At 72.2% G+C, this 23,353-nt stretch carries 23 protein-coding genes; 8 read left to right on the top strand and 15 right to left on the bottom strand.

The features are described from left to right. Positions 1 to 182 precede the first annotated feature (182 nt). Entirely contained in the window at positions 183 to 857 is a 675-nt protein-coding gene (locus OG898_RS23920) for an HAD-IA family hydrolase (protein WP_266959135.1), read from the bottom strand. Positions 858 to 925: 68 nt separating this feature from the next. On the opposite strand from OG898_RS23920, the gene OG898_RS23915 reads away from it, so the two are divergent. Together OG898_RS23915 and OG898_RS23910 are read left to right on the top strand one after the other, a co-directional pair. Next, on the top strand, positions 926 to 1,294 hold the full coding sequence (locus tag OG898_RS23915; RefSeq protein WP_250744677.1) for a hypothetical protein: 369 nt from the start codon (positions 926 to 928) through the stop codon (positions 1,292 to 1,294). Beyond that, complete coding sequence (locus OG898_RS23910; RefSeq protein ID WP_266959133.1) at positions 1,287 to 1,721, top strand: hypothetical protein; 435 nt, start codon at positions 1,287 to 1,289, stop codon at positions 1,719 to 1,721. Before OG898_RS23915 ends, OG898_RS23910 begins: the two co-directional genes overlap by 8 nt. Here the strand turns inward: OG898_RS23910 and OG898_RS23905 are convergent. The 3 genes from OG898_RS23905 to OG898_RS23895 all read right to left on the bottom strand — a co-directional run bounded on the left by OG898_RS23905 (position 1,718) and on the right by OG898_RS23895 (position 4,154). Then, entirely contained in the window at positions 1,718 to 2,224 is a 507-nt protein-coding gene (locus tag OG898_RS23905; protein ID WP_250744675.1) for a GNAT family N-acetyltransferase, read from the bottom strand. The genes OG898_RS23910 and OG898_RS23905 overlap by 4 nt on opposite strands. Before the next feature lie 37 nt (positions 2,225 to 2,261). Beyond that, a complete protein-coding gene (locus OG898_RS23900) occupies positions 2,262 to 2,843 on the bottom strand; it encodes an RNA polymerase sigma factor (RefSeq protein WP_266959131.1) in 582 nt (193 codons plus the stop codon). 123 nt (positions 2,844 to 2,966) lie between these two features. Continuing rightward, a complete protein-coding gene (locus OG898_RS23895) occupies positions 2,967 to 4,154 on the bottom strand; it encodes a glycerophosphodiester phosphodiesterase (protein ID WP_266959129.1) in 1,188 nt (395 codons plus the stop codon). A gap of 306 nt (positions 4,155 to 4,460) precedes the next feature. Here OG898_RS23895 and OG898_RS23890 point away from each other — a divergent pair, with 306 nt between their 5' ends. Beyond that, a complete protein-coding gene (locus OG898_RS23890) occupies positions 4,461 to 5,090 on the top strand; it encodes a 1-acyl-sn-glycerol-3-phosphate acyltransferase (protein WP_250744673.1) in 630 nt (209 codons plus the stop codon). A 15-nt stretch (positions 5,091 to 5,105) separates the two neighbouring features. Here the strand turns inward: OG898_RS23890 and OG898_RS23885 are convergent, their stop codons facing one another. The 3 genes from OG898_RS23885 to OG898_RS23875 all read right to left on the bottom strand — a co-directional run bounded on the left by OG898_RS23885 (position 5,106) and on the right by OG898_RS23875 (position 8,757). Continuing rightward, the gene (locus OG898_RS23885) at positions 5,106 to 6,584 is read right to left on the bottom strand and encodes a membrane-associated oxidoreductase (protein WP_266959127.1); all 1,479 of its coding nucleotides are present in this window, start codon (positions 6,582 to 6,584) and stop codon (positions 5,106 to 5,108) included. A gap of 80 nt (positions 6,585 to 6,664) precedes the next feature. Beyond that, positions 6,665 to 8,209, bottom strand: a complete 1,545-nt coding sequence (locus OG898_RS23880) for an MFS transporter (protein ID WP_250744671.1) — start codon at positions 8,207 to 8,209, stop codon at positions 6,665 to 6,667. Beyond that, complete coding sequence (locus tag OG898_RS23875) at positions 8,206 to 8,757, bottom strand: TetR/AcrR family transcriptional regulator (protein ID WP_250744670.1); 552 nt, start codon at positions 8,755 to 8,757, stop codon at positions 8,206 to 8,208. Before OG898_RS23875 ends, OG898_RS23880 begins: the two co-directional genes overlap by 4 nt. An 85-nt stretch (positions 8,758 to 8,842) precedes the next feature. Between OG898_RS23875 and OG898_RS23870 the strand changes: the two genes are divergently transcribed. Then, positions 8,843 to 9,355, top strand: a complete 513-nt coding sequence (locus OG898_RS23870) for an HAD domain-containing protein (RefSeq protein ID WP_266959124.1) — start codon at positions 8,843 to 8,845, stop codon at positions 9,353 to 9,355. 64 nt (positions 9,356 to 9,419) lie between these two features. On the opposite strand, the gene argH is transcribed toward OG898_RS23870, so the two are convergent. Then, the gene (gene argH, locus OG898_RS23865; RefSeq protein WP_250744668.1) at positions 9,420 to 10,850 is read right to left on the bottom strand and encodes an argininosuccinate lyase; all 1,431 of its coding nucleotides are present in this window, start codon (positions 10,848 to 10,850) and stop codon (positions 9,420 to 9,422) included. A gap of 107 nt (positions 10,851 to 10,957) precedes the next feature. Beyond that, a complete protein-coding gene (locus OG898_RS23860) occupies positions 10,958 to 12,151 on the bottom strand; it encodes an argininosuccinate synthase (protein ID WP_250744667.1) in 1,194 nt (397 codons plus the stop codon). 147 nt (positions 12,152 to 12,298) lie between these two features. On the opposite strand from OG898_RS23860, the gene OG898_RS23855 reads away from it, so the two are divergent. The 3 genes from OG898_RS23855 to OG898_RS23845 are packed head-to-tail and all read left to right on the top strand — an operon-like array spanning position 12,299 to position 16,580. Next, the gene (locus OG898_RS23855) at positions 12,299 to 15,247 is read left to right on the top strand and encodes a hypothetical protein (RefSeq protein WP_266959122.1); all 2,949 of its coding nucleotides are present in this window, start codon (positions 12,299 to 12,301) and stop codon (positions 15,245 to 15,247) included. Positions 15,248 to 15,290: 43 nt separating this feature from the next. After that, positions 15,291 to 15,872 (top strand): pyridoxamine 5'-phosphate oxidase family protein, encoded by a 582-nt coding sequence (locus OG898_RS23850; RefSeq protein WP_250744665.1) that lies wholly within the window; start codon positions 15,291 to 15,293, stop codon positions 15,870 to 15,872. 6 nt (positions 15,873 to 15,878) lie between these two features. Then, on the top strand, positions 15,879 to 16,580 hold the full coding sequence (locus OG898_RS23845) for a L,D-transpeptidase (RefSeq protein WP_250744737.1): 702 nt from the start codon (positions 15,879 to 15,881) through the stop codon (positions 16,578 to 16,580). Here the strand turns inward: OG898_RS23845 and OG898_RS23840 are convergent. The 6 genes from OG898_RS23840 to argC form a co-directional block, all read right to left on the bottom strand. Next, complete coding sequence (locus tag OG898_RS23840) at positions 16,577 to 17,488, bottom strand: hypothetical protein (protein ID WP_266959119.1); 912 nt, start codon at positions 17,486 to 17,488, stop codon at positions 16,577 to 16,579. The genes OG898_RS23845 and OG898_RS23840 overlap by 4 nt on opposite strands. Before the next feature lie 62 nt (positions 17,489 to 17,550). Then, a complete protein-coding gene (locus OG898_RS23835; RefSeq protein WP_250744663.1) occupies positions 17,551 to 18,087 on the bottom strand; it encodes an arginine repressor in 537 nt (178 codons plus the stop codon). 22 nt (positions 18,088 to 18,109) lie between these two features. Further along, complete coding sequence (locus tag OG898_RS23830) at positions 18,110 to 19,324, bottom strand: acetylornithine transaminase (RefSeq protein WP_266959116.1); 1,215 nt, start codon at positions 19,322 to 19,324, stop codon at positions 18,110 to 18,112. Next, positions 19,321 to 20,244, bottom strand: coding sequence for an acetylglutamate kinase (gene argB, locus OG898_RS23825; RefSeq protein WP_250744661.1), 924 nt, complete (start codon positions 20,242 to 20,244; stop codon positions 19,321 to 19,323). The genes OG898_RS23830 and argB overlap by 4 nt, the downstream gene beginning before the upstream one ends. Beyond that, positions 20,241 to 21,413: a bifunctional glutamate N-acetyltransferase/amino-acid acetyltransferase ArgJ gene (argJ, locus tag OG898_RS23820; RefSeq protein ID WP_266959114.1), complete on the bottom strand. Its 1,173-nt coding sequence runs from the start codon at positions 21,411 to 21,413 to the stop codon at positions 20,241 to 20,243. Before argJ ends, argB begins: the two co-directional genes overlap by 4 nt. Further along, positions 21,410 to 22,438 (bottom strand): N-acetyl-gamma-glutamyl-phosphate reductase, encoded by a 1,029-nt coding sequence (gene argC, locus OG898_RS23815; protein ID WP_250744659.1) that lies wholly within the window; start codon positions 22,436 to 22,438, stop codon positions 21,410 to 21,412. The genes argJ and argC overlap by 4 nt, the downstream gene beginning before the upstream one ends. 158 nt (positions 22,439 to 22,596) lie before the next feature. On the opposite strand from argC, the gene OG898_RS23810 reads away from it, so the two are divergent. Further along, a complete protein-coding gene (locus tag OG898_RS23810; protein ID WP_250744658.1) occupies positions 22,597 to 23,310 on the top strand; it encodes a DUF6215 domain-containing protein in 714 nt (237 codons plus the stop codon). Positions 23,311 to 23,353 lie beyond the last annotated feature (43 nt).

Below are 23,353 nucleotides of genomic sequence, written 5' to 3'. Positions count from 1 at the left end.
CAGGGGCCCTCAGAAGGCGCGCATTCGACACATACAACGAGCACCGGGCGTCATCGTCGCCTCGGTCGCAAGGGTGCGGCTGCTCGTCGTGGTCATGGGCCCAGTAAACCAGACGTTCTCCGTCACCGATCAAAGGTGTCCGAATAGCGGACGGATTTCGGCCGCATACCGGACAACACCGGTCAGGGCCGATCGTCCGTCTCGATCCTCACGCCATCGGCTCCGACCAGCACGGACACGGCCGAGAGGTCCCGTACGACCACGTCCGCGTCGAGTTCGGCGGCCTGGTGCGTTGTGGTCAAGGCCACGGTGGTCATCCCGGCCGCGCGGCCCGCGGCCAGGCCGGCGGGGGCGTCCTCGAAGACCGCGCAGCGGGCCGGGTCCACGCCGAGCCGGGCGGCCGCCAGCAGGAAGGGCTCCGGGTCGGGCTTGCCGCGGGTGATGTCGTCGGCGGCCACCAGCTCCGCGAAGTCGATGCCCACCTCCCGCAGCCGGGCCTCGGCCAGCGGCCGGGTCGCGGAGGTGACCACGGCCCAGCGGCCCGCGGGAAGGGCGGACAACAGCTCCTTGGTGCCGGGGAGCAGCACCACGCCGCCCGCCACGTCCTCGGTCTCCAGCACCTCGATCCGGGCGAGCGCCCCGGCCCGTACGTCCTCGGGCAGCAGGTCGGCGATGATCTCCGCGGCCGGGCGGCCGTGGAGTTCCACCGCGGCGAAGTCCTCCTCGGTGATCCCGTACTCCCGGGCCCAGCGGGTCCAGCAGCGGTGCACCGACTCCATCGAGGAGACGAGCGTGCCGTCGTTGTCGAACAGCAGCGCGTCGAATTGCGGGCCGAGCTTCCCGTGCAGCAGCTTCATGCCTTCAAGGAAAGCCCCGGGGCAGGGGTGAGCGCATCGGGTCTTTCGGCCCGTAATACCCTCGCTGCATGCTCGACGCCCTGACGGTCGCCATCGGCGTGGCCGCACTCGCCCTCGCCGCCTGGTGCGGTTTCGCCGCCTGGCGGGACCAGCCGACCAAGGACTGGCACTTCATCGGCATGGCCGTGGTGACCGTACTGGTCCTGGCCCAGCTGGTGATCGGCCTGGTCCAGCTCGCACGCGGCGAGAAGCCCGGCCAGGGCACGGTGCTCTTCGTGGCCTACCTGGTGGGCGCCTTCGCGACCATCCCGGCGGCGGGGTTCCTCTCGCTGAGCGAGCGGACCAAATGGGGTTCGGTGACGGTGGCCGCGGGAGCGGTCGTCCTCGCCGTGCTCGAAGTACGGCTCTACGACATCTGGGGAAACACCGGTGCCTGATACCGACACGGACGCCACGGCCGCCGCCACCCCGCCGGCCGGGCGCAAGCGACTGGTGACCGGGCCCGGGGTGCTGCTGGTCTGGTTCTACGGGGTGATCACCGTCGGCGCGGTCTCGCGCTCGATCTACCAGATCTCCACCGAGTTCGACCGGGCCCCGCTCGCGTACTCGCTGTCGGCCGTGGCCGCGCTCGTCTACGCCTTCATCACGTACTCGCTCGTGCGCGGTGGGGAGACGGCCCGCAAGGCGGCGCGGATCTGCTGCGCCGCCGAGCTGGCCGGCGTGCTCGTCGTGGGCACCTGGACCCTGGCGCGGCCCGAGGCCTTCCCCGACGCGACCGTGTGGTCGGACTTCGGGATGGGCTACCTGTTCATCCCGGTGATCCTGCCGATCACCGGGATGCTCTGGCTCAGGACCAAGCGTTAGGCGCTGACCGCGAAGTCGGTGGCCTCCTTGGCCTCCTTCTCCAGGATCACCAGGCGGACGCCGTCGGACGCGGTGCGCCCGCCGACCTGGGTGTAGCCGGCCTTGCGGTAGAGCCGCAGGTTCGACTCGCTCTTGTGGCCGGTGTACAGCCGGAAGCGGGTGGTCGCGTCGTTGCCGGACAGGGCCGCCTCGACCGCGTTCAGCAGCCGGGCGCCGAGGCCGTGGCCCTGGAGCCGGGGGTGCACGCAGAGCTTGGCGATCTTGCCGGTGCCCTCTTCGTCGACGGTCCCGCGCACGGCGCCGACGACCTCCTCGCCGAGCCGGGCCACCAGAACGGTGTCCGAGGCCAGTTCGGCCTTGAGGGAGTCCAGGGACTGGGTGAGCGGCTGGATGCGGTAGTTGCCGTACAGCTCGGCCTCGCTCTGGAACGCCAGATACTGCAGTTTGATGATCTGCTCGGCATCCTCGGCAGCTGCCGCCGAAATGGTCACGCTCATGCCCATGTGCGCATGCCTCCCGCTCACCTGGTGGCCTTTTGGTCTACCGCTCCATTCCCCGCAGGGCGGGAGCCGCAACCTCTACGGCCAGCATTCTGCGCAGACATCCCAGGCAACGGGAACGGACGGGCCCCAAACTTCCTTGTGAGATACCCAACTCTCCTGCGATTTCACGGTAAGTGAGGTCCCTGGGCGAAAGAAGTGCCCTCATGAGCTCCGGACACCTTCCGGGCAATCGGGCGACAGCCGATCGGAGGGCCCGGTTCTCCTCGCCGTGCAGGAGGGCGTCTTCCGGTTCCGTGCCCGTGCTGGTACGGGTCCCCGCGCCGGGCCCGCCGTGCACCGCGTGCCGGCCGTGCCCGTCCGCGGAGCGATGACGGGAGTCGTACGGGACCTCGCGCCGGGCCCGGCGCCGCGCCCGGCGGGCCTCCCCGCGCACCGCACGGCGCAGCCAGTCGGCGGGTTCCGCGGGGATGCGCCGGTGCTCCAGCAGCCTGACCCAGACGGCTTGTTCCACATCGTCGGCGTCCACCCCGGTGCCGGCGGTCTCGGCCGCGGCCTCGGCCGCGAGCAGCGGGCGGAGCGTTTCGAACAGGTCGGGGAGATCAGCCTTCAGCAGGTCCATGCCGGGCGGGACGCGAAGGCCGTGCCGGGCGGTTTCCCCGCCGGGCACGGCCCACTCGTACGAGAAGCTCCGGTCAGGCGTTGACGGCCTGCCGTTGATGCCCAGCCCTTGTCCCCGTGATGCCTAGCCCTTGTCCCCGCGGCCCGGGCGGAAGGCCTCCGCCGCGAGCAGTCCGGTGTCGGGCTGGTCGGTGAAGATGCCGTCGATGCCCTGCTCGAAGTAGGCCTTGAAGGCGCCGAAGGCATCGCCGTACGCCGTCGGGTCGGTGCCCTTGCGGTAGTCGGCCGGCAGGAAGTTGTTCTCGTTGCGCGCGGTGTACGGGTGCAGGATCAGCCCCTGCGCGTGGGCGTCCGCGACCAGGGTGGTCGGGGCGCCGAGCTTGCCCGCGGCGTCCCGCGGCAGGATCAGGTCCATGGTCGGCCCGATGCCCTGGGCGAAGCCGGCGATCCACCGGAGCCCCTCGGGCTTGACCAGATCGGCGACCGTCCGCGGATCCTTGGCCAGCTCGAAGTCCCACGGACGGGTGCCCGCCGCGGAGAGGAGCACCACGCGCGGGGCGGAGACCAGCCGGGAGAGCCGCTGGATGCTGGAGGGTTCGAAGGACTGCAGGAAGAGCGGGGCGCCCCGGCCGTCGCGCCCGTAGCGGCGCAGCAGCTTGGCGAGGGGCTCCTCCAGCCCGAGGCCTAGGCCCCGGAAGTAGCTGGGGTGCTTGGTCTCCACGTGCAGCCACACGCGCTTGCCACGCCGACGGCCCTCGCGGTCGGCCCAGCGGAGCACCTCTTCGAAGGTGGGGACGTCCCAGCGGCCGTCGTAGAGGGTGTTGCGCTGCCGGAGGGCGGGGATGCGTTCCTTGGCGCGCAGGGTCTTCAGCTCGGCGAGGGTGAAGTCCTCGGTGAACCAGCCGGTGACGGCGACCCCGTCGACCGTCTTGGTGGTCTTGCGGGACGCGAAGCCGGGGTGGTCGGCGACGTCGGTCGTGCCGCCGATCTCGTTCTCGTGGCGGCACACCAGGTGGCCGTCCTTGGTGGGCACGAGGTCCTGCTCGACGACGTCGGCGCCGAGGTCGAGCGCGAGCTGGTAGGACCCGAGCGTGTGCTCGGGCCGGTAGCCGCTGGCTCCCCGGTGTCCGATGACCGTCGGCACCGGCATGTCCCGGTAACCGCCGCCCGGCCCGCCTCCCGGGCCTCCCCCGTGGCCGCGCTCCGCCGCCGCGGCCGGACCGGCGCCCGCCGCGAGTCCGCCGAAGGCTCCGCCCGCCGCGACGACGGCCGCGCCGAGTACCGTGCGCCGTGCTGCCCCACCCTGCGTCATGAGTGCCTCTCCCCCTCGGACAAGGGCCGGGCGTCCCGGGATCTCCGGGGCCTGCGGCCCGAATCCGCGTGCCGATGGTAGGCAAGCGCGGGTGGCGGGCGGGGGTGCGCGGGCGGAACGTGGCGGAAACGTGCGTCAACACTGCGTATCCACCTCGTGAACCCGATGTGCGATCAGAGCGGACCCGCGAGTATCGTCCTCACCTGCACTACCGCCGTGTGGTGGGTGCGAGAACCCTAGCTTTTCGATGCCGGAGGGCCCACGTTGTTCCGTACGCGCCTGATCAAAGCCACTGTCGGACCCGTCATGCGCCTGATGTTCCGCACCCGCGTCGAGGGCATCGAGAACATTCCGGGCACCGGGCCGGTGATCCTCGCGGGCAACCACCTCACCTTCATCGACTCGATGATCCTGCCGCTGGTGTGCGACCGCACGGTCCACTTCATCGGCAAGGACGAGTACGTGACCGGCAAGGGCATCAAGGGCCGGGCGATGGCCTGGTTCTTCACCGGCGCCGGCATGATCCCCGTGGACCGCGACGGGGCCAACGGCGGAGTCGCCGCCCTGATGACCGGCCGCCGGATCCTCGAAGAGGGCAAGATCTTCGGCATCTACCCCGAGGGCACCCGCTCCCCCGACGGCCGCCTCTACCGGGGCCGCACCGGCATCGCCCGCCTGACCCTGATGACCGGCGCGCCCGTCGTCCCCTTCGCGATGATCGGCACCGACAAGCTCCAGCCCGGCGGCGCCGGGATGCCGCGCCCGGGCCGGGTCACCGTCCGGTTCGGCGAGGCGATGGAGTTCTCCCGGTACGAGGGCATGGACCGCGACCGCTACGTGCTGCGCGCCGTCACCGACTCGGTGATGGCCGAGGTCATGCGGCTCTCCGGCCAGGAGTACGTGGACATGTACGCGACCAAGGCCAAGGCCGCGTAGCTCCCCCACGGCACGCTACTGCCGTTGCAGTGACCGGCTGACGCCCGCCGCGGTCGTCGTGGCGAGGATCCAGCCGGTCACGATCAGCAGGTACGACAGCCACTGGTACCAGCCGTCGGGCGCGAACGGCGCCTCCTGCCCGAAGCCGATGATCGGCAGCATCAGGTCGATCGTGTAGAACACCGGGTTGAACTCCGGCGCCTCCCCCTGTTTCAGTTCGCGGGGCGGGTGGAGCCCGTACGCGACGGTTCCCGTGATCAGCAGCGCCAGCAGCCAGCCCGCGGCCCGCAGCGGCCGGAACCCGTAGCCCACGGTGACGTCCTGGAGCAGGCCCCAGACCCTGGCGGCCCGGGGCAGGGTGTGGCGGTGCCGCCGCAGTTTGGCGAGCAGGACGGTCCGCGCCGCCGCCTCGTCGCCCGCCGTCCGGTAGGACGTGGCGAGCTGTTCGTAGGCGTGCGGAAGGTATCCCGACTCCTCGCGCTCCAGGACGGGCAGCCGCTGCTCGGCGGGCACGTGCGGGCTGAGGGCGCGGTAGACGAGTCCCGCGATGCGGATCTGCGGCGGCCAGGTCTCGGGCGTGATGTGGAGCAGGTCGAACTGGGAGCGGCGCAGGTTCACGCCGCCCTGGATGGTCGGGCAGTTGCGCAGCCACACCTCGCCGGCGACGCAGCTGGAGGCGCGCAGGGCGACCCCGCCGGGGTTGCTGAGGCGGGCGTAGGCGAGGTTGAGCTGGCCCGGTATCCGGGAGCCGGTGAGGTTGACCCGGCCGCGGGCCTCCAGCCGCATGGCGCGCAGGTCCGTGCCGACGGTGAGGATCTCGGCGTGCAGGGCGGTCGCGCCGGGGGCGAGGAGCCGGGCGTCGTCGAAGTTGATCTGGCCGCCGACGGTCGCACCGTTGATGCGGGTCTGGCCGTGGACGGTGAGCTCCATGGCGATGACGTCGGTTCCGATGTCGGCGTGGTTGAACTGGAGCGCCGCCTCCTGGCCCTCCTCGGCCGGGCCCGCGATGCCGATGACCGCCTTCCGCAGGAAGAGCCCGCCGGCTATCCGGGCGCCCGCGAGGCGCACCGGCCCGGTGATGCGGCAGCAGGACAGCTTCAGGGCGATGTCGACGGTGACGGTGGAGGCGGTCAGGCCGGGGAGGGCCGAGTCGCTCAGTGAAACGATCCTGAGCCGGGCCCCGTAGAGGAGGGGTTTGCGCTCGAACCAGCAGGCCCGCAGCCGGATCGCGTGCTCGATGTCGGCGTACTTGAGGTTGAGCTTGCCGGTGATCCGGGCGCCCCGGACGTTCAGCCCGGGCACCTGTCCGTCGAGCGGGACCGCGCCGCGCAGCAGCAGGTGGGCGAGGACTTCGGCGCGTACGGTCCGCTCGGGTCCCCACGAGACGCCGTCGGTGGCCTCCTCGGTCGGGGCCTCCCGGAAATCGACGCCTTCACCGCGGGGGAAGGCGTCCCATACGCGGCGCTCCGCCGGGGTCAAGTCGGTGATCTCCATCGCCGGGATGGTGTCCCGCGCGTCGACGGACTGTCAACTCCGCGCGGGACACCCCTCCCTGTCATGGCGTCAGTGTGGCGTCAGTGCTCGATGCCCTCTTGGAGCTCCTGGCCCTTGAGCAGGAACCAGGCGGCCACGGCGGTGGCCAGCAGGACGGCCGCACCCACTCCGGAGGCCAGCCGCAGGCCGTCCACGAAGGCCACCTGGGCGGCGCCGACCATCTGCTCGGCGGTCTGCGGGTCCAGCGACTTGGCCGCTTCGACGGCGCCGCCGAGCGATTCGTGGGCGGCGTCGGCGACGGGGCCGCTGACGGAGGCCGGGGCGGTGAAGCCCTGGTAGACGCCGGTGACGACCGAGCCGAGCAGGGCGATGCCGAGGGCGGCGCCCAGTTCGTAGGCGGTCTCGGAGACGGCCGAGGCGGAACCGGCCTGCTCCTTGGGGACGCTGGAGAGGATCACGTCGGCGGTGACCGTGAAGGAGAAGCCGGCGCCGAGGCCGACGACGAGCAGGGCCGCGCCGAGCAGCGGGTAGCCGGTCTCCTTGTGGATCACGGTCAGCGCGGCCAGCGCGATGCCGATGGCGGCGAGGCCTCCCGTCACGATGACCCGTACCCCGTACTTGCGGGCGTACTTGCCCGCGACCAGACCGGTGACCACGGCGCCGATGGCGGCGGGCAGTTCCGCGAGGCCCGCTTCGAGCGGGTCGCGGCCCTGGACGAGCTGGAGGAACTGGGAGAGGAAGAAGACCAGTCCGGACAGCCCGAAGACGGTGAGCAGGTCGGCGAGGACCGCGCCGGAGAAGCCGCGGTGCTTGAAGAGCCGCATGTCGAGGAGCGGGGACGTCAGCGCGAACTGACGTCGCACGAAGGTGTAGAGCGCGCCGGCTCCGATGACGGCGGCCGCCCATACCTCCCAGCCCATGCCGTGGGTGGCGACCTGCTTGACGGCGTAGACGAGGCCGATGATGCCGACGAGGGAGAGGGCGACGCTGAACAGGTCCCAGGGGCCGGCGACCGGGTTCTTGGACTCGGGCAGCAGCTTGATGCCGACGATGACGAGGACGATCATCACGGGGAGGTTGATGAGGAAGACCGAGCCCCACCAGAAGTGCTGGAGCAGGGCTCCGCCGACGACCGGGCCGACGGCCGCGCCGGCCGAGGCGGTGGCGCCCCAGATGCCGATGGCGAGGCTGCGCTCCTTGGGGTCGTGGAAGATGTTGCGGATCAGCGCGAGGGTGGAGGGCATCAGGGTCGCGCCGGCCACGCCGAGCAGGGCCCGGGCGACGATCATCATCTCGGGGCTGGTGGCGTAGGCGTTGAGGACCGAGACGGCGCCGAAGGCGGTCGCGCCGACGAGGAGGAGCTTCTTGCGGCCTATCCGGTCGCCGAGGGAGCCCATGGAGACGAGCAGGCCGGCGATGACGAAGGAGTAGATGTCGCCGATCCACAGGAGCTGGGTGCCCGACGGCTTCAGGTCCTCGCTGAGGGCGGGCGTGGCGAGACCGAGCACGGTGGCGTCGACGGCGACCAGCAGGACGGCCAGCACGAGCACGGAGAGCGCGAGCCAGCGCCCTCGCTTCTTCCCTTCCGCCCCCTTCGCATGCGTCAGCTGTTCGGTTCGGCTCATTTCTCCACACTCCGTCGTGCGCCACCGAGCAGCAACTCGGTGATCATGTACTGAAAGTCCTTGGCGGCGACCCGGCCGTCCATGACGGCCCAGGCGCAGGCGCCGATGAGGCTGTAAAGGGCCTCGGTGAGCCAGGCGGGGCTCAGGTCGATGCGGATGTCGCCCTCCTGCTGGCCGCGCCGGAACAGCGCGCCGACGCGGGCGTCGAGGCGGGCCCAGCCCTCGTTGACCTGGTCCCCCTCGAAGAGCTGGTTCTCGGTGACGAGGAAGGCCAGCAGCTCGGCGTTGGGCTCCGCCTCGGCCACGAGCCTGCGGAGCGCGTCGATCGCCGTGCCCTCGTCGAGGCGGGCGTTGTCGAAGGCCACCTCGAACTCCCGGATGCCGAGCTCTTCGAGCGCCCGCACGAGGGCGTCGCGCCCGGCGAAGTGCCGGTGGAGGGTCGCGCGGCCGATGCCGGCGGCCCTCGCGACCTCGTCCATCGTGGCGGTCGATTTGCGGGAGAGCAGGGCGGCGGCGGCGCGGAGCACCTGATCACGATCCATGGCCATGAGACAAGCATAGCCCGAATGAGACGTCGTTGTCTCATTGAATAAATGAGCTGCCCTTTCGGACACAGAGAGGAATCCTGCCGAGATGAACCCGAAGCCCCTGCTGCTGATCGACGTGGACGGACCGCTGAACCCCTACGCGGCCAAGCCCCAGCGGCGTCCCGAGGGCTACCGCACGCACCGGATGCGCCCGACGGGCTGGACCGGCGCCGAGAGCGCGAAGCCGCTGCGGGTCTGGCTGAATCCGGACCACGGCACGGAGCTGCTCGCGCTCGCGGAGGCGTACGAGCTCGTCTGGGCAACCACCTGGAAGGGCGAGGCGAACGAGTGGATAGGCCCGCAGCTGGGCCTCCCGGAGCTGCCCTGGATCGACTGGCCCCAGATGCACGGGCGCGCACCGCGCGGGACGTTCTGGAAGACCCAGTACATCCTGGAGTACGCGGGCGAGCGGCCCTTCGCCTGGATCGACGACGACATCACGGACATGGACCGCGCGTACGTGGAGCTGCGCCACCCCGCGCAGGCGCTGCTCCTGCGGATCGACGAGCGGATCGGGCTGGTCCGGGCCGACTTCGACGCACTGGCGGACTGGGCCTGACCCCGGACACGCCGGAGGGGCGGCCGCGGCCCTCGGGCCCCGACCGCCCCTCCGGGCACGACCGTCAGTTCTTGTGCGCCGCCCAGGCGTGCTGGATGACCAGGTCGGCCTTCAGCTCCGTGAGCTGGATCGCGACCGCCGACGGGGCGGTGCCGCCGCGGCCGTCGCGGGAGGCCAGCGCGCCCTTGACGTTGAGGACCGTACGGACCTCCGGAGTCAGGTGCTCCGAGATCTTCGCGAACTGCTCGTCCGTGAGCTCGTCGAGCTCGATGCCGAGCCCCTCGCACTCCTTGACGCACTCGCCGGCCACCTCGTGCGCCACCCGGAACGGCACGTTCTGCTTGACCAGCCACTCCGCGATGTCGGTGGCGAGCGAGAAGCCGGCCGGGGCCAGCTCCTCCATCCGCTCCCGGTTGATCGTGAGGGTGGCCATCATCCCGGTGAAGGCCGGCAGCAGGACTTCGAGGGTGTCGCAGGAGTCGAAGACCGGCTCCTTGTCCTCCTGGAGGTCCCGGTTGTAGGCCAGGGGAAGGGCCTTCAGGGTGGCCAGCAGGCCCGTCAGGTTGCCGATGAGGCGGCCCGACTTGCCGCGCGCCAGCTCCGCGATGTCCGGGTTCTTCTTCTGCGGCATGATCGACGACCCGGTGGAGAAGGCGTCGTGCAGGGTCACGAAGGAGAACTCCTTCGTGTTCCAGATGATGATCTCCTCCGCGATCCGGGACAGGTTGATCCCGATCATCGCGGTGACGAAGGCGAACTCGGCGACGAAGTCGCGCGAGGCCGTGCCGTCGATGGAGTTGCCGACCGAGCCGCGCTCGAAGCCCAGGTCGGCGGCGACCGCCTCCGGGTCCAGGCCGAGCGAGGAGCCCGCCAGGGCACCCGAACCGTACGGGGACACCGCGGTCCGGGTGTCCCACTGGCGCAGCCGCTCCGCGTCCCGGGACAGGGCCTGCACGTGGGCCAGTACGTGATGGGCGAAGAGCACCGGCTGCGCGTGCTGCAGGTGGGTCCGGCCCGGCATGGCCACGTCGGCGTGCGCCTCGGCGAGGCCGACCAGCGCGTCCTGGAGATCGGCGACGAGGCCGCCGATGATCCGGGCGTGGTCGCGCAGGTACATGCGGAAGAGGGTGGCGATCTGGTCGTTGCGCGACCGGCCGGCGCGCAGCTTGCCGCCGAGGTCGGCGCCGAGCCGCTCCAGCAGGCCCCGCTCCAGAGCGGTGTGGACGTCCTCGTCGGCGATGGTGCCGACGAAGGAGCCGTTCGCCACGTCGACCGCGAGCTGGTCCAGGCCGGCGATCATGCGGCCGAGCTCGTCGGCCGTGAGCAGGCCCGCCTTGGCGAGCACACGGGCGTGGGCCTTGGAGCCCGCGATGTCGTACGGGGCCAGGCGCCAGTCGAAGTGGACCGACGCGGACAGCTTCGCGAGGGCCTCGGCGGGACCGTCGGCGAACCGAGCGCCCCAGAGCCGGACGTCACCACCGTTGTTGCTGCTCACAGCTACTGCTCCTCAAGAACGTGCATGGCTTCGGATGTGCAACCGCCTCCCCGCCGCGGAGGTAACGGGGAGGCGGTTCGTACTGCGGTATCGAATACGGTGTCAGATCAGGCGAGGTCGCGACGGGCCGCGATCTTCGAGGACAGGCCGAAGATCTCGATGAAGCCCTGGGCCTTCGACTGGTCGAAGGTGTCGCCCGAGTCGTAGGTCGCGAGGTTGAAGTCGTACAGCGACTCGTCCGACTTCCGGCCGGTGACGACCGCGCGGCCGCCGTGCAGGGTCATCCGGACGTCACCGCTGACGTGCTGGTTGGCCTCGTTGACGAAGCCGTCCAGCGCGCGCTTGAGCGGGGAGAACCACAGGCCGTCGTAGACCAGCTCGCCCCAGCGCTGCTCGACCTGCCGCTTGTAGCGGGCCAGCTCGCGCTCGACGGTGACGTTCTCCAGCTCCTGGTGGGCGGTGATCAGCGCGATCGCGCCCGGGGCCTCGTACACCTCGCGGGACTTGATGCCCACGAGCCGGTCCTCGACGATGTCGATCCGGCCGATGCCCTGGGCCCCGGCGCGCTCGTTGAGCTGCTGGATGGCCTGGAGCACGGTGACCGGCTTGCCGTCGATGGCGACCGGGACGCCCTCCTTGAAGGAGATGACGACCTCGTCGGCCTCGCGCGGGAGGGCCGGGTCCGCGGTGTACTCGTAGATGTCCTCGATCGGCGCGTTCCAGATGTCCTCCAGGAAGCCCGTCTCGACGGCGCGCCCGAAGACGTTCTGGTCGATGGAGTACGGGGACTTCTTGGTGGTCGCGATCGGCAGGTTCGCCTTCTCGGCGAAGGCGATGGCCTTGTCGCGGGTCATCGCGTAGTCGCGGACCGGGGCGATGCACGTGAGGTCGGGGCCGAGGGCGGCGATGCCGGCCTCGAAGCGGACCTGGTCGTTGCCCTTGCCGGTGCAGCCGTGGGCGACCGTGGTGGCGCCGTGCTTGCGGGCGGCGGCCACGAGGTGCTTGACGATGGCCGGCCGCGAGAGGGCCGAGACCAGCGGGTAGCGGTCCATGTAGAGGGCGTTCGCCTTGATCGCCGGAAGGCAGTACTCGTCGGCGAACTCGTCCCTGGCGTCGGCGACCTCGGCCTCGACGGCGCCGCAGTCGAGCGCCCGCTTGCGGATGACGTCCAGGTCCTCGCCGCCCTGGCCGACGTCCACCGCGACGGCGATGACCTCGGCGCCCGTCTCCTCGGCGATCCAGCCGATGGCGACGGAGGTGTCCAGACCGCCTGAATAGGCGAGTACGACGCGCTCGGCCACGGGGTTCTCCTTACACGGTGCATCCGCCGTCACGTCCAACAGCGGTAGGCATAACTATGCACTGGTCTGCATGTTTCGTCAATCGACGGAACGACGGGAGGGAATAACCGGAGGTCAGCGGGTATGCCGACCACCTACAGTGCGCGGATGGAGATGCTCCCGCCCCTGTCCCGGACCACATTCCGCTCACCCTCCGAGCGCCTGCTGCACGGCAAGAGCCCTGCGCACGCCCTCGACGGCGACGGCCCGCAGGCATGGGCGGAGCTCGACACGAGCGTCTTCTGGTCCACCATCGACCGCTACGAGGGCCGGCGCTGCTCCGGCCAGGTCCGGGTGGGCCCGCACTGGTTCGAGGACCGGGAGATCGCCGACTGGAGCACCGCCCCGCACTGGCACGACGGACACGGGGTGACCTGGGCCGCCACGCCCCCGGCCGCCCCCGAGCTCGCGCTCAGCCTGTGCCACGCCGACCCCCGGGTGCGCGAGGCCGCCCTCGGACGGGCCGCCGGCCGGCCCGAGGTCCTGGAGCTGGTGCTGATCCGGTGCGCCGACACGGAGGAGCCGGTACGGGAGCGGGCGCGGGCGGTGCTGGCCGCGGAACTGTGCGCGGCCGGGGCCGCCGACGCCGATCTCGTGCACACCCTGGTGCCCCTCGCCCTGCTCGTGAGCCCGCGCCGGTACGGTGCCTGGGCCTGGGAACTGCTCCTGGAGCGACTCGGCTCACCGCCCGCCGCCCTGATCCTCGAGCTGACGCACGACCCGGACCCGGGGACCCGGTTCGCCGCCATCCGGGCCGCGCTGGCCCACGGACTGCTCCCGGCGGACCGGATCGCGGACCTCACCGCGGACCCCGACGCGCGCAACCGCCTGGCGGCGCTGCACTCCGGGGAGCTCCCGGCCGAGCGGACGGCCCGGCTCGTGCTCACCGGGCAGACCCCCGAGGTCCGCCGCGAGGCCCTCGGCCTGGCCCTGGAGGCCGGGTCCCTGACGCCCGAACGGATCCTGGAAACCGCCGCCGCGAGCCGGGACCGGGTGGTGCGCAGGCGCTGCGAGGAGGCCGCCCGGTCCGTCTTGGAGACCCGCTCCGCCTCTCTCCCCGGCCCCCTCGTCGACTCCCTGCTCGCCCAGGGCCGCGCGTCCCTGCGGGCGACCGCCGTCCGCGCCCTGCGCCCCGCCGGGCGGGCCGGTGAGCTCGCCGCGCACCTGGCGGACCCCGCGGCGCGGGTACGGGAGGCGGCCCGCGGGGAGCTGCGTGCCACCGGGCAGGACCCCCTGACCCTCTACCGCGCACTGTGCGCGGACTCCCCCGTGCCCGGGGCGGTGTTCGGGCTGGCCGAGACCGGGGAAGCCTTGGACCTGCCCCTGCTGCGGCTCCTCGCCCGGTCCCCCGAAGGGCGGATACGGGCCGCTGCCGTCCACGGGCTGCGCAGGCACGGCGCCACGACACCGGAAGAGCTGCTGCCCTACCTGGCCGACCCGCATCCGCCCGCCGCCCGGGCGGCCCGCTCGCTGGTGGTCCCGTACGCGCAGACCCGGCCGGAGTCCTGGCTGCTGGAGCTGTTCGCGCCCGGCCGGCCCGAGCCCGTACGGGTCGCGGCCCTGGCCCTGCTGGAGCTGCGCCCGCCGATGGTCCGGCGCCGGATCGCCCGCTCCCTGACCTCCCACCTCGACACCGCCGTGCGCCGGTGGGCCCGCAAGCTGCTCCAGCAGCGCCCGAGGTGGGACGAGGAGACGGGCCGGCACGCGGCATGGGCGTTCGCGGACGGGACGGGGAGGGCGCTGGACGAAGTCCTCGACACCGAGGACCCGTCCTCCTGGTCCGCACTGGACCTCGGGGTGCGCTCCGCGGCCCCCCTCGGGCCCGAGGCCGTCGGCTCCCTCACCGTGACCGCCCTGTGCCACTGGGACGGGCGGATCCGGGAGCGCGCCGTCGCCGAGGCCACGGGCACCCCCGAGCTGCTGCCACTGGTCGTCCTGCGCTGCGCCGACTGGACCCTGCAGGTCCGGGAGGCCGCGCGGCACGTCGTCGCGCAGGCGCTCCGGGACTCCGGGGAGGACACCCTGCGCGCCCTGACCCCGATGGTGATGCACCTGGCGAAGCGCCGGCAGGGCCGGTGGGCCGTCGGGGCGTTCGAGGCCGCGCTGCGCGAGCCCCGGCACGCGGCGGTCCGGGCGGAGCTGTGCTCCCACCGCGACCTGCGGACCCGCCGGACGGCCGTACGGATCACCCTGGAGGCCGCCGGGGCCTTCACGGCTCCCGCACTGGCCCGGCGCGCCGCCGGAGAGCCGGACGCCGTACTGCGGCACCTGTGGACGCAGGCCGCGCTGGCCGCCATGGCCGCGCGGGGCCCGGAGGACTCCGCCGTCGATGCGCTGCTGGCCTCCCGCACCGGATCCGTGCGGGCCGCGGGGGTCACGAGTCTGCGCGCGGCCGGCCGGGCCGGTGAGGCGCCCCGGTACCTCGCCGACCCGTCGGCGGCGGTCCGGGCCTGCGCCCGGTGGCTGCTCCGGCAGCACGGGGCCGAGGCGCGCGCCGCGTACCTGCGGATGTGCGCGGATTCCCCGGCGCCCGGGGCCGTGCTCGGGCTCGCGGAGTGCGGCGAGCCGTCGGACGCCGCCGTGCTGACCGGCCTGCTCGGCCACCGGGACGGCCCGGTCCGGGCGGCGGCCGTCGCGGGACTGCGGCTGCTCGGCGGGCCCGGACCCGGCACGGAGGCACTGACCGCGCTGCTGGACGATCCGTCGGCGGCGGTGCTCCGGGAGGTGACCCGGTCGCTGCGACCGGTGGCCGGCCGACTGCCGGCGGGCCCGCTGGTGGCACGCACCGTGCGGGACCGCCCCGCGCACGTGCGCGCGGCCGCCCTGCGACTGCTGGCCGCCCAGGCCGCCGACGAGGGGCTGCCGGCGCTGACCGCCGCACTGGACGACCCCCTCCCGGAGCTGCGGCGCATCGCGCTGGACCTCCTGCGGAGGTGGGACTGGCAGGCGTCGGCCGGCCGGGGGACCTTCGAACGGGCGGAGCTGCGCGCTTTCTACAAGCAGTACTACTTCGAGCTCGACTGGAAGGAGATGCGCAGGACCCGTCTCATCTGGTGAAAATGCGGTCCCACCCCGTCCCCGTCGAACCGATAATCGAACCATGGGAAAGCTCTACGATCGCATTGACGGCAGGCTCCGCACCTTCATCGAAGAACAGCCGATCTTCTTCACCGCCACCGCCCCGTTGTCCGGCGACGGCCACATCAACCTCTCCCCCAAGGGCCGCGCCGGCACGCTCGTCGTCATCGACGAACAGACCCTCGCCTACCTGGACTTCGGCGGCAGCGGCGCCGAGACCATCGCGCACGTCCGCGAGAACGGCCGCATCACGCTGATGTGGTGCGCGTTCAGCGGGCCGCCGAACATCGTGCGCATCCACGGCGACGGCGAGGCCGTCTTCCGCGACGACCCGCGCTGGGACGGGCTCGTCGAGCTGTTCGGTGAGGCCGACGGGCCCGCGGCGCGCGCGGTCATCCTCGTCAAGGCCCGCCGGATCGCGGACGTGTGCGGGTACGCCATCCCCTTCATGGAGTACCAGGGCGAGCGCACGCTCCACGCGGAGTACTTCGGCCGCAAGACGGACGAGGAGTTCAATGCCTACTGCGAGAAGAAGGAGTTCATCGGAGTGAGCGTCGACGGCCTGCCTGCGCTGCCGCTGCCCCTTCCGCCCCGTACCGTCTGACATGTGCTGCGTACCGCGCTCCTCACCGCCTCACTGATCGTCACCAGCCTGCTGGGACAGGGCCGCCCCGACAGTGGCGCGCCGCCGCTGCCCGCCCGGCTCGCCGACACCGGCGGCGGCAGCCAGTTGATCACCGCCGTGGCTCCGGCCCCCGGCTCCACGACCGGGCGCCTGACCTGGTGGGACCGGTGGGAGGGGCGCTGGCACGCGGTGGGGAGCGCGCCCGCCCGCTTCGGCGCGAACGGGCTGACCGAGGGCGCGACCCGGACCCAGGGCACGAACACCACCCCGGCCGGCCTGTACGCGCTGCCCTACGCCTTCGGCATCGCGCACGCCCCGGCCGGTACGGCGTACCGCTACCGGCGGGTGGCCCCCGACTCCTGGTGGTGCCAGGACAATGCCTCGGAGAGCTACAACCGCTGGGTGGAGCCGCTGCCCGCGGACTGCGCGCCCGGCGAGGCGGAGCACCTGACCACGTACACGACGCAGTACGCGCACGCGCTGGTCATCGCCTTCAACTACGAGCGCCCGGTACGGGGCCGGGGCGCGGGCATCTTCCTGCACGTGAACGGCAAGGGTGCGACGGCCGGCTGCGTCTCGGTCCCCGAGTACGCGATGCGCGCGGTGCTGCGCTGGGCGGACCCGCACAGGCAGCCGCACATCGCGATCGGCACGGAGTCCGGCCCTCTCGACGTCACCCGCTACTAGGCCGTCTCTTTCGGATCTTGCCGGGTCCCGGAGTCGTCGGCGGGCTCGTCGGAGGCCCGGTAGTGGTAGGCGTCCTCCCACCAGTCGTCCCCGTCGTCCCGGTCGCCCCCGTCGTCCCCGTCCTCGGAGACGGCCCGGTCCGCCCCGCGCCAGCGGCCGTAGTCGTCGGCGCTGCGGTGCACGTGGACCCGCTGCTCCTCGTCCAGCGCGGCCACGGCGGGGTGGACCTCGGCCCGCATCCGGTCGCCCAGGGGGTCGCCGCACTCCGTGCGGGTGAGGACGGCCTGGCGGGCGGCTTCGGCGTAGCAGAGCGACACCAGGCCCAGCGCGGTCACGGCGGCCGACGCCCATTGCGCCGGTCCGTGCGGGCGGGAGAACACCAGCAGCTCGCCCACCACCATCCAGCACACCATGAGCAGGATCAGGCCCACGCAGCCGAAGCAGCCCCGGAGGCACCCGTGCTCCTCGTCCTGCGGCATGCGCGGGAGCTCGGGCAGCAGGGCGTCCAATTCGGCGCGGTGGGCGGTGCGCCGGGCCCCGTACGCCTCGTCGTTCCGGTCGATCCAGCCGATCGACACGGGCTCGGGATCGTGTCGCCGCACCGCCTCCAGCAGGGCTGCGGGCAGCGGGTGGGAGGGGGTACGGGCGGGATCGCGGCCCGCCTCCGTCAGGAGCACGGCGCCTTCGGCGTCGATGCCGAGGTACCCGTCGAGGAGCAGTTCGGCGGCGGCCGCCGCCGCCTGCCCGTTCGCCATGGCGGCGACGTGGTACGGCCCGAGGTCCAGGCCGGCGACCAGCCGGAGGATCTCGCGCCGGATCCGGGCCCGGCGCCGCCACCGCAGGGCGAGGGGCCCGTAGACGGCGGCGTTCATGACGAACACCGCAAGTACGAGGACGAGTTGGAGCACGCCCCGAGGCTATGTGCGGCGGCGCCGGACCGGCACCGGGTTTCCGGCGGACCGGCGGGGGCTCAGCCCTCCTTCTGGGCCAGCCTCAGGAGGTGGTCGGCGAGGGCCTGGCCGCCCGCCGGGTCGCGGCTGATCAGCATCAGGGTGTCGTCGCCCGCGATCGTGCCGAGGATGGCCTGGAGTTCGGCCTGGTCGATCGCGGAGGCGAGGAACTGGGCCGCACCCGGCGGGGTGCGCAGGACCACGAGGTTCGCGGAGGCCTCCGCCGAGATCAGCAGTTCGCCGGAGAGGCGCCGCATGCGCTCCTCCTTCGCCGACTCGCCGAGCGGCGCCTGCGGGGTGCGGAAGCCGCCCTCGCTGGGGACCGCGTAGATCAGCTCGCCGCCGGTGTTGCGGATCTTCACCGCGCCGAGCTCGTCGAGGTCGCGGCTGAGCGTCGCCTGGGTGACGCTCAGCCCGTCGTCGGCGAGCAGCTTGGCCAGCTGGCTCTGGGAGCGGACCGGCTGCCGGTTGAGGATGTCCACGATCCGGCGGTGGCGGGCGGTGCGGGTCTGCGGAACGGACTGCCCGTTCGGCTCGTGTTCCTGCGCCTGGCTCATCGTCGTCCCATTCCCCGTTTGATCATCCGTCCACGCCTGCGGCGGACTTCGCTGCGTCGAGCACGCCGGGCAGGTCCCGCAGGAACGCGTCCACCTCGGCCTCGGAGAGCACGTACGGGGGCATGAGCCGTACGACGTCGGGGGCGGGCGCGTTGACCAGGAAGCCGGCGTCCTGAGCCGCGCGCTGGACCTGCGCTGCGAGCGGCTCGGTCAGCACGATACCCAGCAGGAGGCCTGCGCCGCGGACGTGCGAGACGAGCGGGTGTGCGAATCCTTCGATTCCGCCCCGCAGGCGCTCGCCGCGCTCCTTGACCTGGTCGAGGAGCCCGTCGGCGGCGATGGTGTCGATCACGGCGAGGCCGGCGGCGCACGCGACCGGGTTGCCGCCGAAGGTGGTGCCGTGCTGGCCGGGCTGGAGCAGGTCGGCCACGGGTCCGAAAGCGGCGACCGCGCCGATCGGCAGACCGCCGCCGAGACCCTTGGCGAGTGTGACGATGTCGGGCTCGACGCCCTCGTGGGCCTGGTGCTCGAACCACTGGCCGCAGCGCCCGATGCCGGTCTGCACCTCGTCGAGGACGAGCAGGGTGCCGGTGGCCCGGGTGATCTCACGGGCGGCCGTCAGGTACCCGGCCGGCGGGACGACCACGCCGTTCTCGCCCTGGATCGGCTCGATGATCACGAGCGCCGTCTCTTCGGTGACGGCGGCCCGCAGGGCCTCCACGTCGCCGTACGGGACGTGCGTGACGTCTCCGGGGAGCGGCAGGAACGGGGCCTGCTTCTTCGGCTGTCCGGTGAGCGCCAGGGCGCCCATGGTGCGGCCGTGGAAGCCGCCGTCGGTGGCGACCATGCGGGTCCGCCCGGTCAGCCGGCCGATCTTGAAGGCGGCCTCGACGGCCTCGGCACCGGAGTTGCAGAAGAAAATCTTGCCGGGGCGGCCGAAGAGCTGGAGCAGCCGCTCGCCGAGCGCGAGGACCGGCTCGGAGGCGTAGAGGTTGGACACGTGGCCCAGGGTGGAGATCTGCTCGGTCACGGCGGTGACGACGGCCGGGTGCGCGTGACCGAGGGCGTTGACCGCGATACCGCCGACGAAGTCGGTGTACTGCTTGCCGTCCGCGTCCCAGACCTGCGCTCCTTCGCCGCGTACGAGCGCCAGCGCGGGGGTGCCGTAGTTGTTGGTCAGCGCGTCCTGCCAGCGGGCGGCGAAGCGCTGGTTGCCGGTGGCCTGGTTGCCGGTCATGCGGGGTCCCCTCCCTGGGTGTCGACTGCCTGTGCATCGGGCACGACCATCGTGCCGATTCCCTCGTCCGTGAAGATCTCCAGCAGGATCGAGTGCTGGACCCGCCCGTCGATCACCCTGGCGGTGGTGACCCCGTTGCGGACGGCGTGCAGACAGCCCTCCATCTTCGGGACCATGCCGCTGGACAGCTCGGGCAGCAGCTTCTCCAGCTGGCTGACGGTGAGCCTGCTGATGACCTCGTCGCTGTTGGGCCAGTCCGCGTAGAGCCCCTCCACGTCGGTGAGGACCATCAGCGTCTCGGCGCCGAGCGCGGCGGCGAGCGCCGCGGCGGCCGTGTCCGCGTTCACGTTGTACACGTGGTGGTCGTCGGCGCTGCGCGCGATGGAGGAGATGACCGGGATCCGGCCGTCCGCCAGCAGCGCTTCGATCGCGCCGGTGTCGATGGCGGTGATCTCGCCGACCCGCCCGATGTCGACGCTCTCGCCGTCGATCTCGGGCAGGTGCTTGGTGGCGGTGATGGTGTGCGCGTCCTCGCCGGTCATGCCGACGGCCAGCGGCCCGTGCTGGTTGAGCAGCCCGACCAGCTCGCGCTGGACCTGCCCGGCCAGGACCATCCGTACGACGTCCATCGCCTCGGGCGTGGTGACGCGCAGACCCGCCTTGAACTCGCTGACCAGGCCCTGCTTGTCGAGCTGGGCGTTGATCTGCGGGCCGCCGCCGTGGACGACGACCGGCTTGAGACCGGCCTGGCGCAGGAAGACGACGTCCTGGGCGAAGGCGGCCTTCAGGTCCTCGTCGATCATGGCGTTGCCGCCGAACTTGATGACGACGACCTTGCCGTTGTGCCGGGTCAGCCAGGGCAGGGCCTCGATGAGGATCTCGGCCTTGGGCAGCGCGGTGTGCCTGCGTGCAGTGCTCATGAGGAGTACGCGCTGTTCTCGTGGACGTACTCGGCGGTCAGGTCGTTGGCCCAGATGACCGCGGACTGCGCACCGGTGGACAGGTCCGCGGTGATGCGGACCTCGCGGCCCTTCATGCTCACCAGGTCGCGGTCCTCGCCGACCGAGCCGTTCTTGCAGACCCAGACGTCGTTGATGGCGACGTTCAGCCGGTCCGGGTCGAAGGCGGCCTTGGTGGTGCCGATCGCGGACAGGACGCGGCCCCAGTTCGGGTCCTCGCCGTGGATGGCGCACTTGAGCAGGTTGTTCCGGGCGATGGACCGGCCGACCTCGACCGCGTCCTCCTCGGTGGCCGCGCCGATGACCTCGATGCGGATGTCCTTGCTGGCGCCCTCGGCGTCGCCGATCAGCTGGCGGGCCAGGTCGTCGCAGACCGTGCGCACGGCCTCCGCGAACGCCTCGTACGCCGGCACCTGGCCGGACGCGCCGGAGGCGAGCAGCAGCACCGTGTCGTTGGTGGACATGCAGCCGTCGGAGTCGACCCGGTCGAAGGTGGTGCGGGTCGCGGCGCGCAGCGCCTTGTCGAGGGTGGCGCTGTCCAGGTCCGCGTCGGTGGTGAGGACGACGAGCATGGTGGCCAGGCCCGGGGCGAGCATGCCGGCGCCCTTGGCCATGCCGCCGACGGTCCAGCCGTCCTGGCTCACCGTGGCCGTCTTGTGCACGGTGTCGGTGGTCTTGATGGCGATGGCCGCGGCCTCGCCGCCGTCGGCGGAGAGCGCGGCGGCCGCGGTCTCGATGCCGGGCAGCAGCTTGTCCATGGGGAGCAGGACGCCGATCAGGCCGGTGGACGCGACGGCGACCTCGCCGGCGTTGACCTGACCGCCCGGTCCGTGCCCGTTCAGGACCTCGGCGACCTTCTCGGCGGTGGCGTGGGTGTCCTGGAAGCCCTTGGGGCCGGTGCACGCGTTGGCGCCGCCGGAGTTGAGGACCACCGCACTGACGGTGGCGCCCCGCAGGACCTGCTCGGACCAGTGGACGGGCGCGGCCTTGACCCGGTTGGAGGTGAAGACGCCGGCCGCGGCCAGGCGCGGCCCGTTGTTGACCACGAGGGCCAGGTCGGGATTGCCGTTCGCCTTGATTCCGGCGGCGATGCCCGCCGCGGTGAACCCCTGTGCTGCCGTGACCGTCACGGTGCGACTCCGATCGTGGAAAGACCCAGGCTCTCGTGGAGCCCCAGGGCGATGTTCATGCTCTGGACCGCGCCGCCGGCGGTGCCCTTGGTCAGGTTGTCGATGGCGCTGATCGCGATGATCCGCTGCGCGGCCTCGTCGTACGCGACCTGGATCTGAACGGCGTTGGAACCGTAGACGGACGCCGTCGCCGGCCACTGGCCCTCGGGCAGCAGGTGCACGAAGGGCTCGTCCGCGTACGCCTTCTCGTACGCGGCGCGGACCGCGTCGGCCGTGGTGCCCGGCAGCGCCTTGGCGGAGCAGGTGGCCAGGATGCCGCGGGGCATCGGCGCCAGCGTGGGCGTGAAGGAGACGGACACCCGCTGGCCGGCCACGGGGCTGAGGTTCTGCACCATCTCGGGCGTGTGGCGGTGGCCGCCGCCGACCCCGTACGGGCTCATGGAGCCCATGACCTCGGAGCCCAGCAGGTTCGGCTTGAGCGCCTTGCCGGCGCCGGAGGTGCCGGAGGCGGCGACGATCACGGCCTCGGGCTCGGCGAGCTGCGCGGCGTAGGCCGGGAACAGCGCGAGCGAGACGGCGGTCGGGTAGCAGCCGGGGACGGCGATGCGCTTGGACCCGGCCAGGGCGGCGCGGGCGCCCGGCAGCTCGGGAAGGCCGTAGGGCCAGGTCCCGGCGTGCGGGGCGCCGTAGAACTTGTCCCAGTCGGCGGAGTCCTGGAGCCGGTGGTCGGCGCCCATGTCGACGACGAGGACCTCTTCGCCGAGCTGGGCGGCCACGGCGGCGGACTGCCCGTGCGGCAGGGCCAGGAAGACGACATCATGACCGGAGAGCACCTCGGGCGTGGTCGCCTCCAGAACGCGTCCGGCCAGCGGCACCAGGTGCGGCTGGAGCGCACCGAGCGGCTGCCCGGCGTTGGAGTTGGCGGTCAGCGCGCCGATCTCGACCTCGGGGTGGGCCAGCAGCAGGCGCAGCACCTCACCGCCCGCGTATCCGCTCGCACCGGCCACCGCTACACGTACCACCATCGGACCCTCCTCCTCGATGGCATGACTATACGTACGACCGCACGTTTATGCAAAGCAGTCATCCGGGCTTACTCCCCCAGTGTTACTCGCTTGTCCGCCCGATGATCACGGGTTACGTTCCCGGGGCACATATCGGGGGATCACAGCAGGTGGGGGACATGAGCGAAGACGGGCTGACGATCACCAAGGGCGCCGCGGTACGCCAGGGCCTCGCGGCCGTGGCGGTGCTCGGGGCCATGGGAATGGCCCTCTGGGTGGGCGGGGAATCGGTGAATTCGAGCGGGGAGCCGACGCCCGTCACCTGCTCGCACGGGGAGCCCGAGAAGACGCCCGCGCAGACCCCGGTCGAGGCGGGGCACGTCTCCGGGGCCCAGCTGTGCGAGGCGCTGCACCGTCCCGATCTCGCGGACCTGCTGGGCACTCCGGGGGAGGCCGTGAAGAACGCGAACGGCAGTGGCAGCACCTTCAAGCCCGTCGGCAGCGACGAGGAGATCCACACCCCCTCGGGCAAGATCGAGTTCGAGACCTACACCGTGAACCTGAGGGTCGCGGACGACGGGCTGAAGGTCGCCACCGTGGCCAAGCTCCTCGGAGACGGCACGCTGCCGCTGACCGTCCTGGGGCACCCGGCCGCCTACTACTCGGACCGCACCATCAGCATCAGCTTCAACCTGGCGGACGGGAGCGATGCCAGCACCGGATCCGGTGTCCCGACCCGTTCCCTCGTGGTGTCCCGGGGTACGGAGGACGGCGGCGGCACCTACGAGCTGACCCTGTGGCGCTCCGACGGCGGGATGCCCGACGACGCGGTCGTGCTGCGCGTCGCCGAGACGGTGCTGCCGACGGTCCCGGGGTGGGCCGCCGCGGGGTGAGGCCCCGCGGGAGGGCGGGTCAGGGCCTTCGGGGCAAGGGGCT

This window comes from Streptomyces sp. NBC_00193, assembly GCF_026342735.1.
GTDB lineage: Bacteria > Actinomycetota > Actinomycetes > Streptomycetales > Streptomycetaceae > Streptomyces > Streptomyces stoeckheimensis.
The sequence above is the reverse complement of the archived record's forward strand: the minus strand, read 5'-3'. Positions and strand labels throughout refer to the sequence as shown.

Coding starts and splice junctions, on each gene's coding strand:
- OG898_RS23885 (WP_266959127.1), bottom strand. CDS start 6,584: ATGGAGATCACCGACTTGACCCCGGCGGAGCGCCGCGTATGGGACGCC.
- OG898_RS23810 (WP_250744658.1), top strand. CDS start 22,597: ATGAGCGAAGACGGGCTGACGATCACCAAGGGCGCCGCGGTACGCCAG.
- argB (WP_250744661.1), bottom strand. CDS start 20,244: ATGAGCACTGCACGCAGGCACACCGCGCTGCCCAAGGCCGAGATCCTC.
- OG898_RS23890 (WP_250744673.1), top strand. CDS start 4,461: ATGCGCCTGATGTTCCGCACCCGCGTCGAGGGCATCGAGAACATTCCG.
- OG898_RS23880 (WP_250744671.1), bottom strand. CDS start 8,209: ATGAGCCGAACCGAACAGCTGACGCATGCGAAGGGGGCGGAAGGGAAG.
- OG898_RS23850 (WP_250744665.1), top strand. CDS start 15,291: ATGGGAAAGCTCTACGATCGCATTGACGGCAGGCTCCGCACCTTCATC.
- OG898_RS23900 (WP_266959131.1), bottom strand. CDS start 2,843: ATGGACCTGCTGAAGGCTGATCTCCCCGACCTGTTCGAAACGCTCCGC.
- OG898_RS23920 (WP_266959135.1), bottom strand. CDS start 857: ATGAAGCTGCTGCACGGGAAGCTCGGCCCGCAATTCGACGCGCTGCTG.
- OG898_RS23870 (WP_266959124.1), top strand. CDS start 8,843: ATGAACCCGAAGCCCCTGCTGCTGATCGACGTGGACGGACCGCTGAAC.
- OG898_RS23895 (WP_266959129.1), bottom strand. CDS start 4,154: ATGACGCAGGGTGGGGCAGCACGGCGCACGGTACTCGGCGCGGCCGTC.
- OG898_RS23905 (WP_250744675.1), bottom strand. CDS start 2,224: ATGGGCATGAGCGTGACCATTTCGGCGGCAGCTGCCGAGGATGCCGAG.
- OG898_RS23875 (WP_250744670.1), bottom strand. CDS start 8,757: ATGGCCATGGATCGTGATCAGGTGCTCCGCGCCGCCGCCGCCCTGCTC.
- argC (WP_250744659.1), bottom strand. CDS start 22,438: ATGGTGGTACGTGTAGCGGTGGCCGGTGCGAGCGGATACGCGGGCGGT.
- OG898_RS23915 (WP_250744677.1), top strand. CDS start 926: ATGCTCGACGCCCTGACGGTCGCCATCGGCGTGGCCGCACTCGCCCTC.
- OG898_RS23835 (WP_250744663.1), bottom strand. CDS start 18,087: ATGAGCCAGGCGCAGGAACACGAGCCGAACGGGCAGTCCGTTCCGCAG.
- OG898_RS23855 (WP_266959122.1), top strand. CDS start 12,299: ATGGAGATGCTCCCGCCCCTGTCCCGGACCACATTCCGCTCACCCTCC.
- OG898_RS23830 (WP_266959116.1), bottom strand. CDS start 19,324: ATGACCGGCAACCAGGCCACCGGCAACCAGCGCTTCGCCGCCCGCTGG.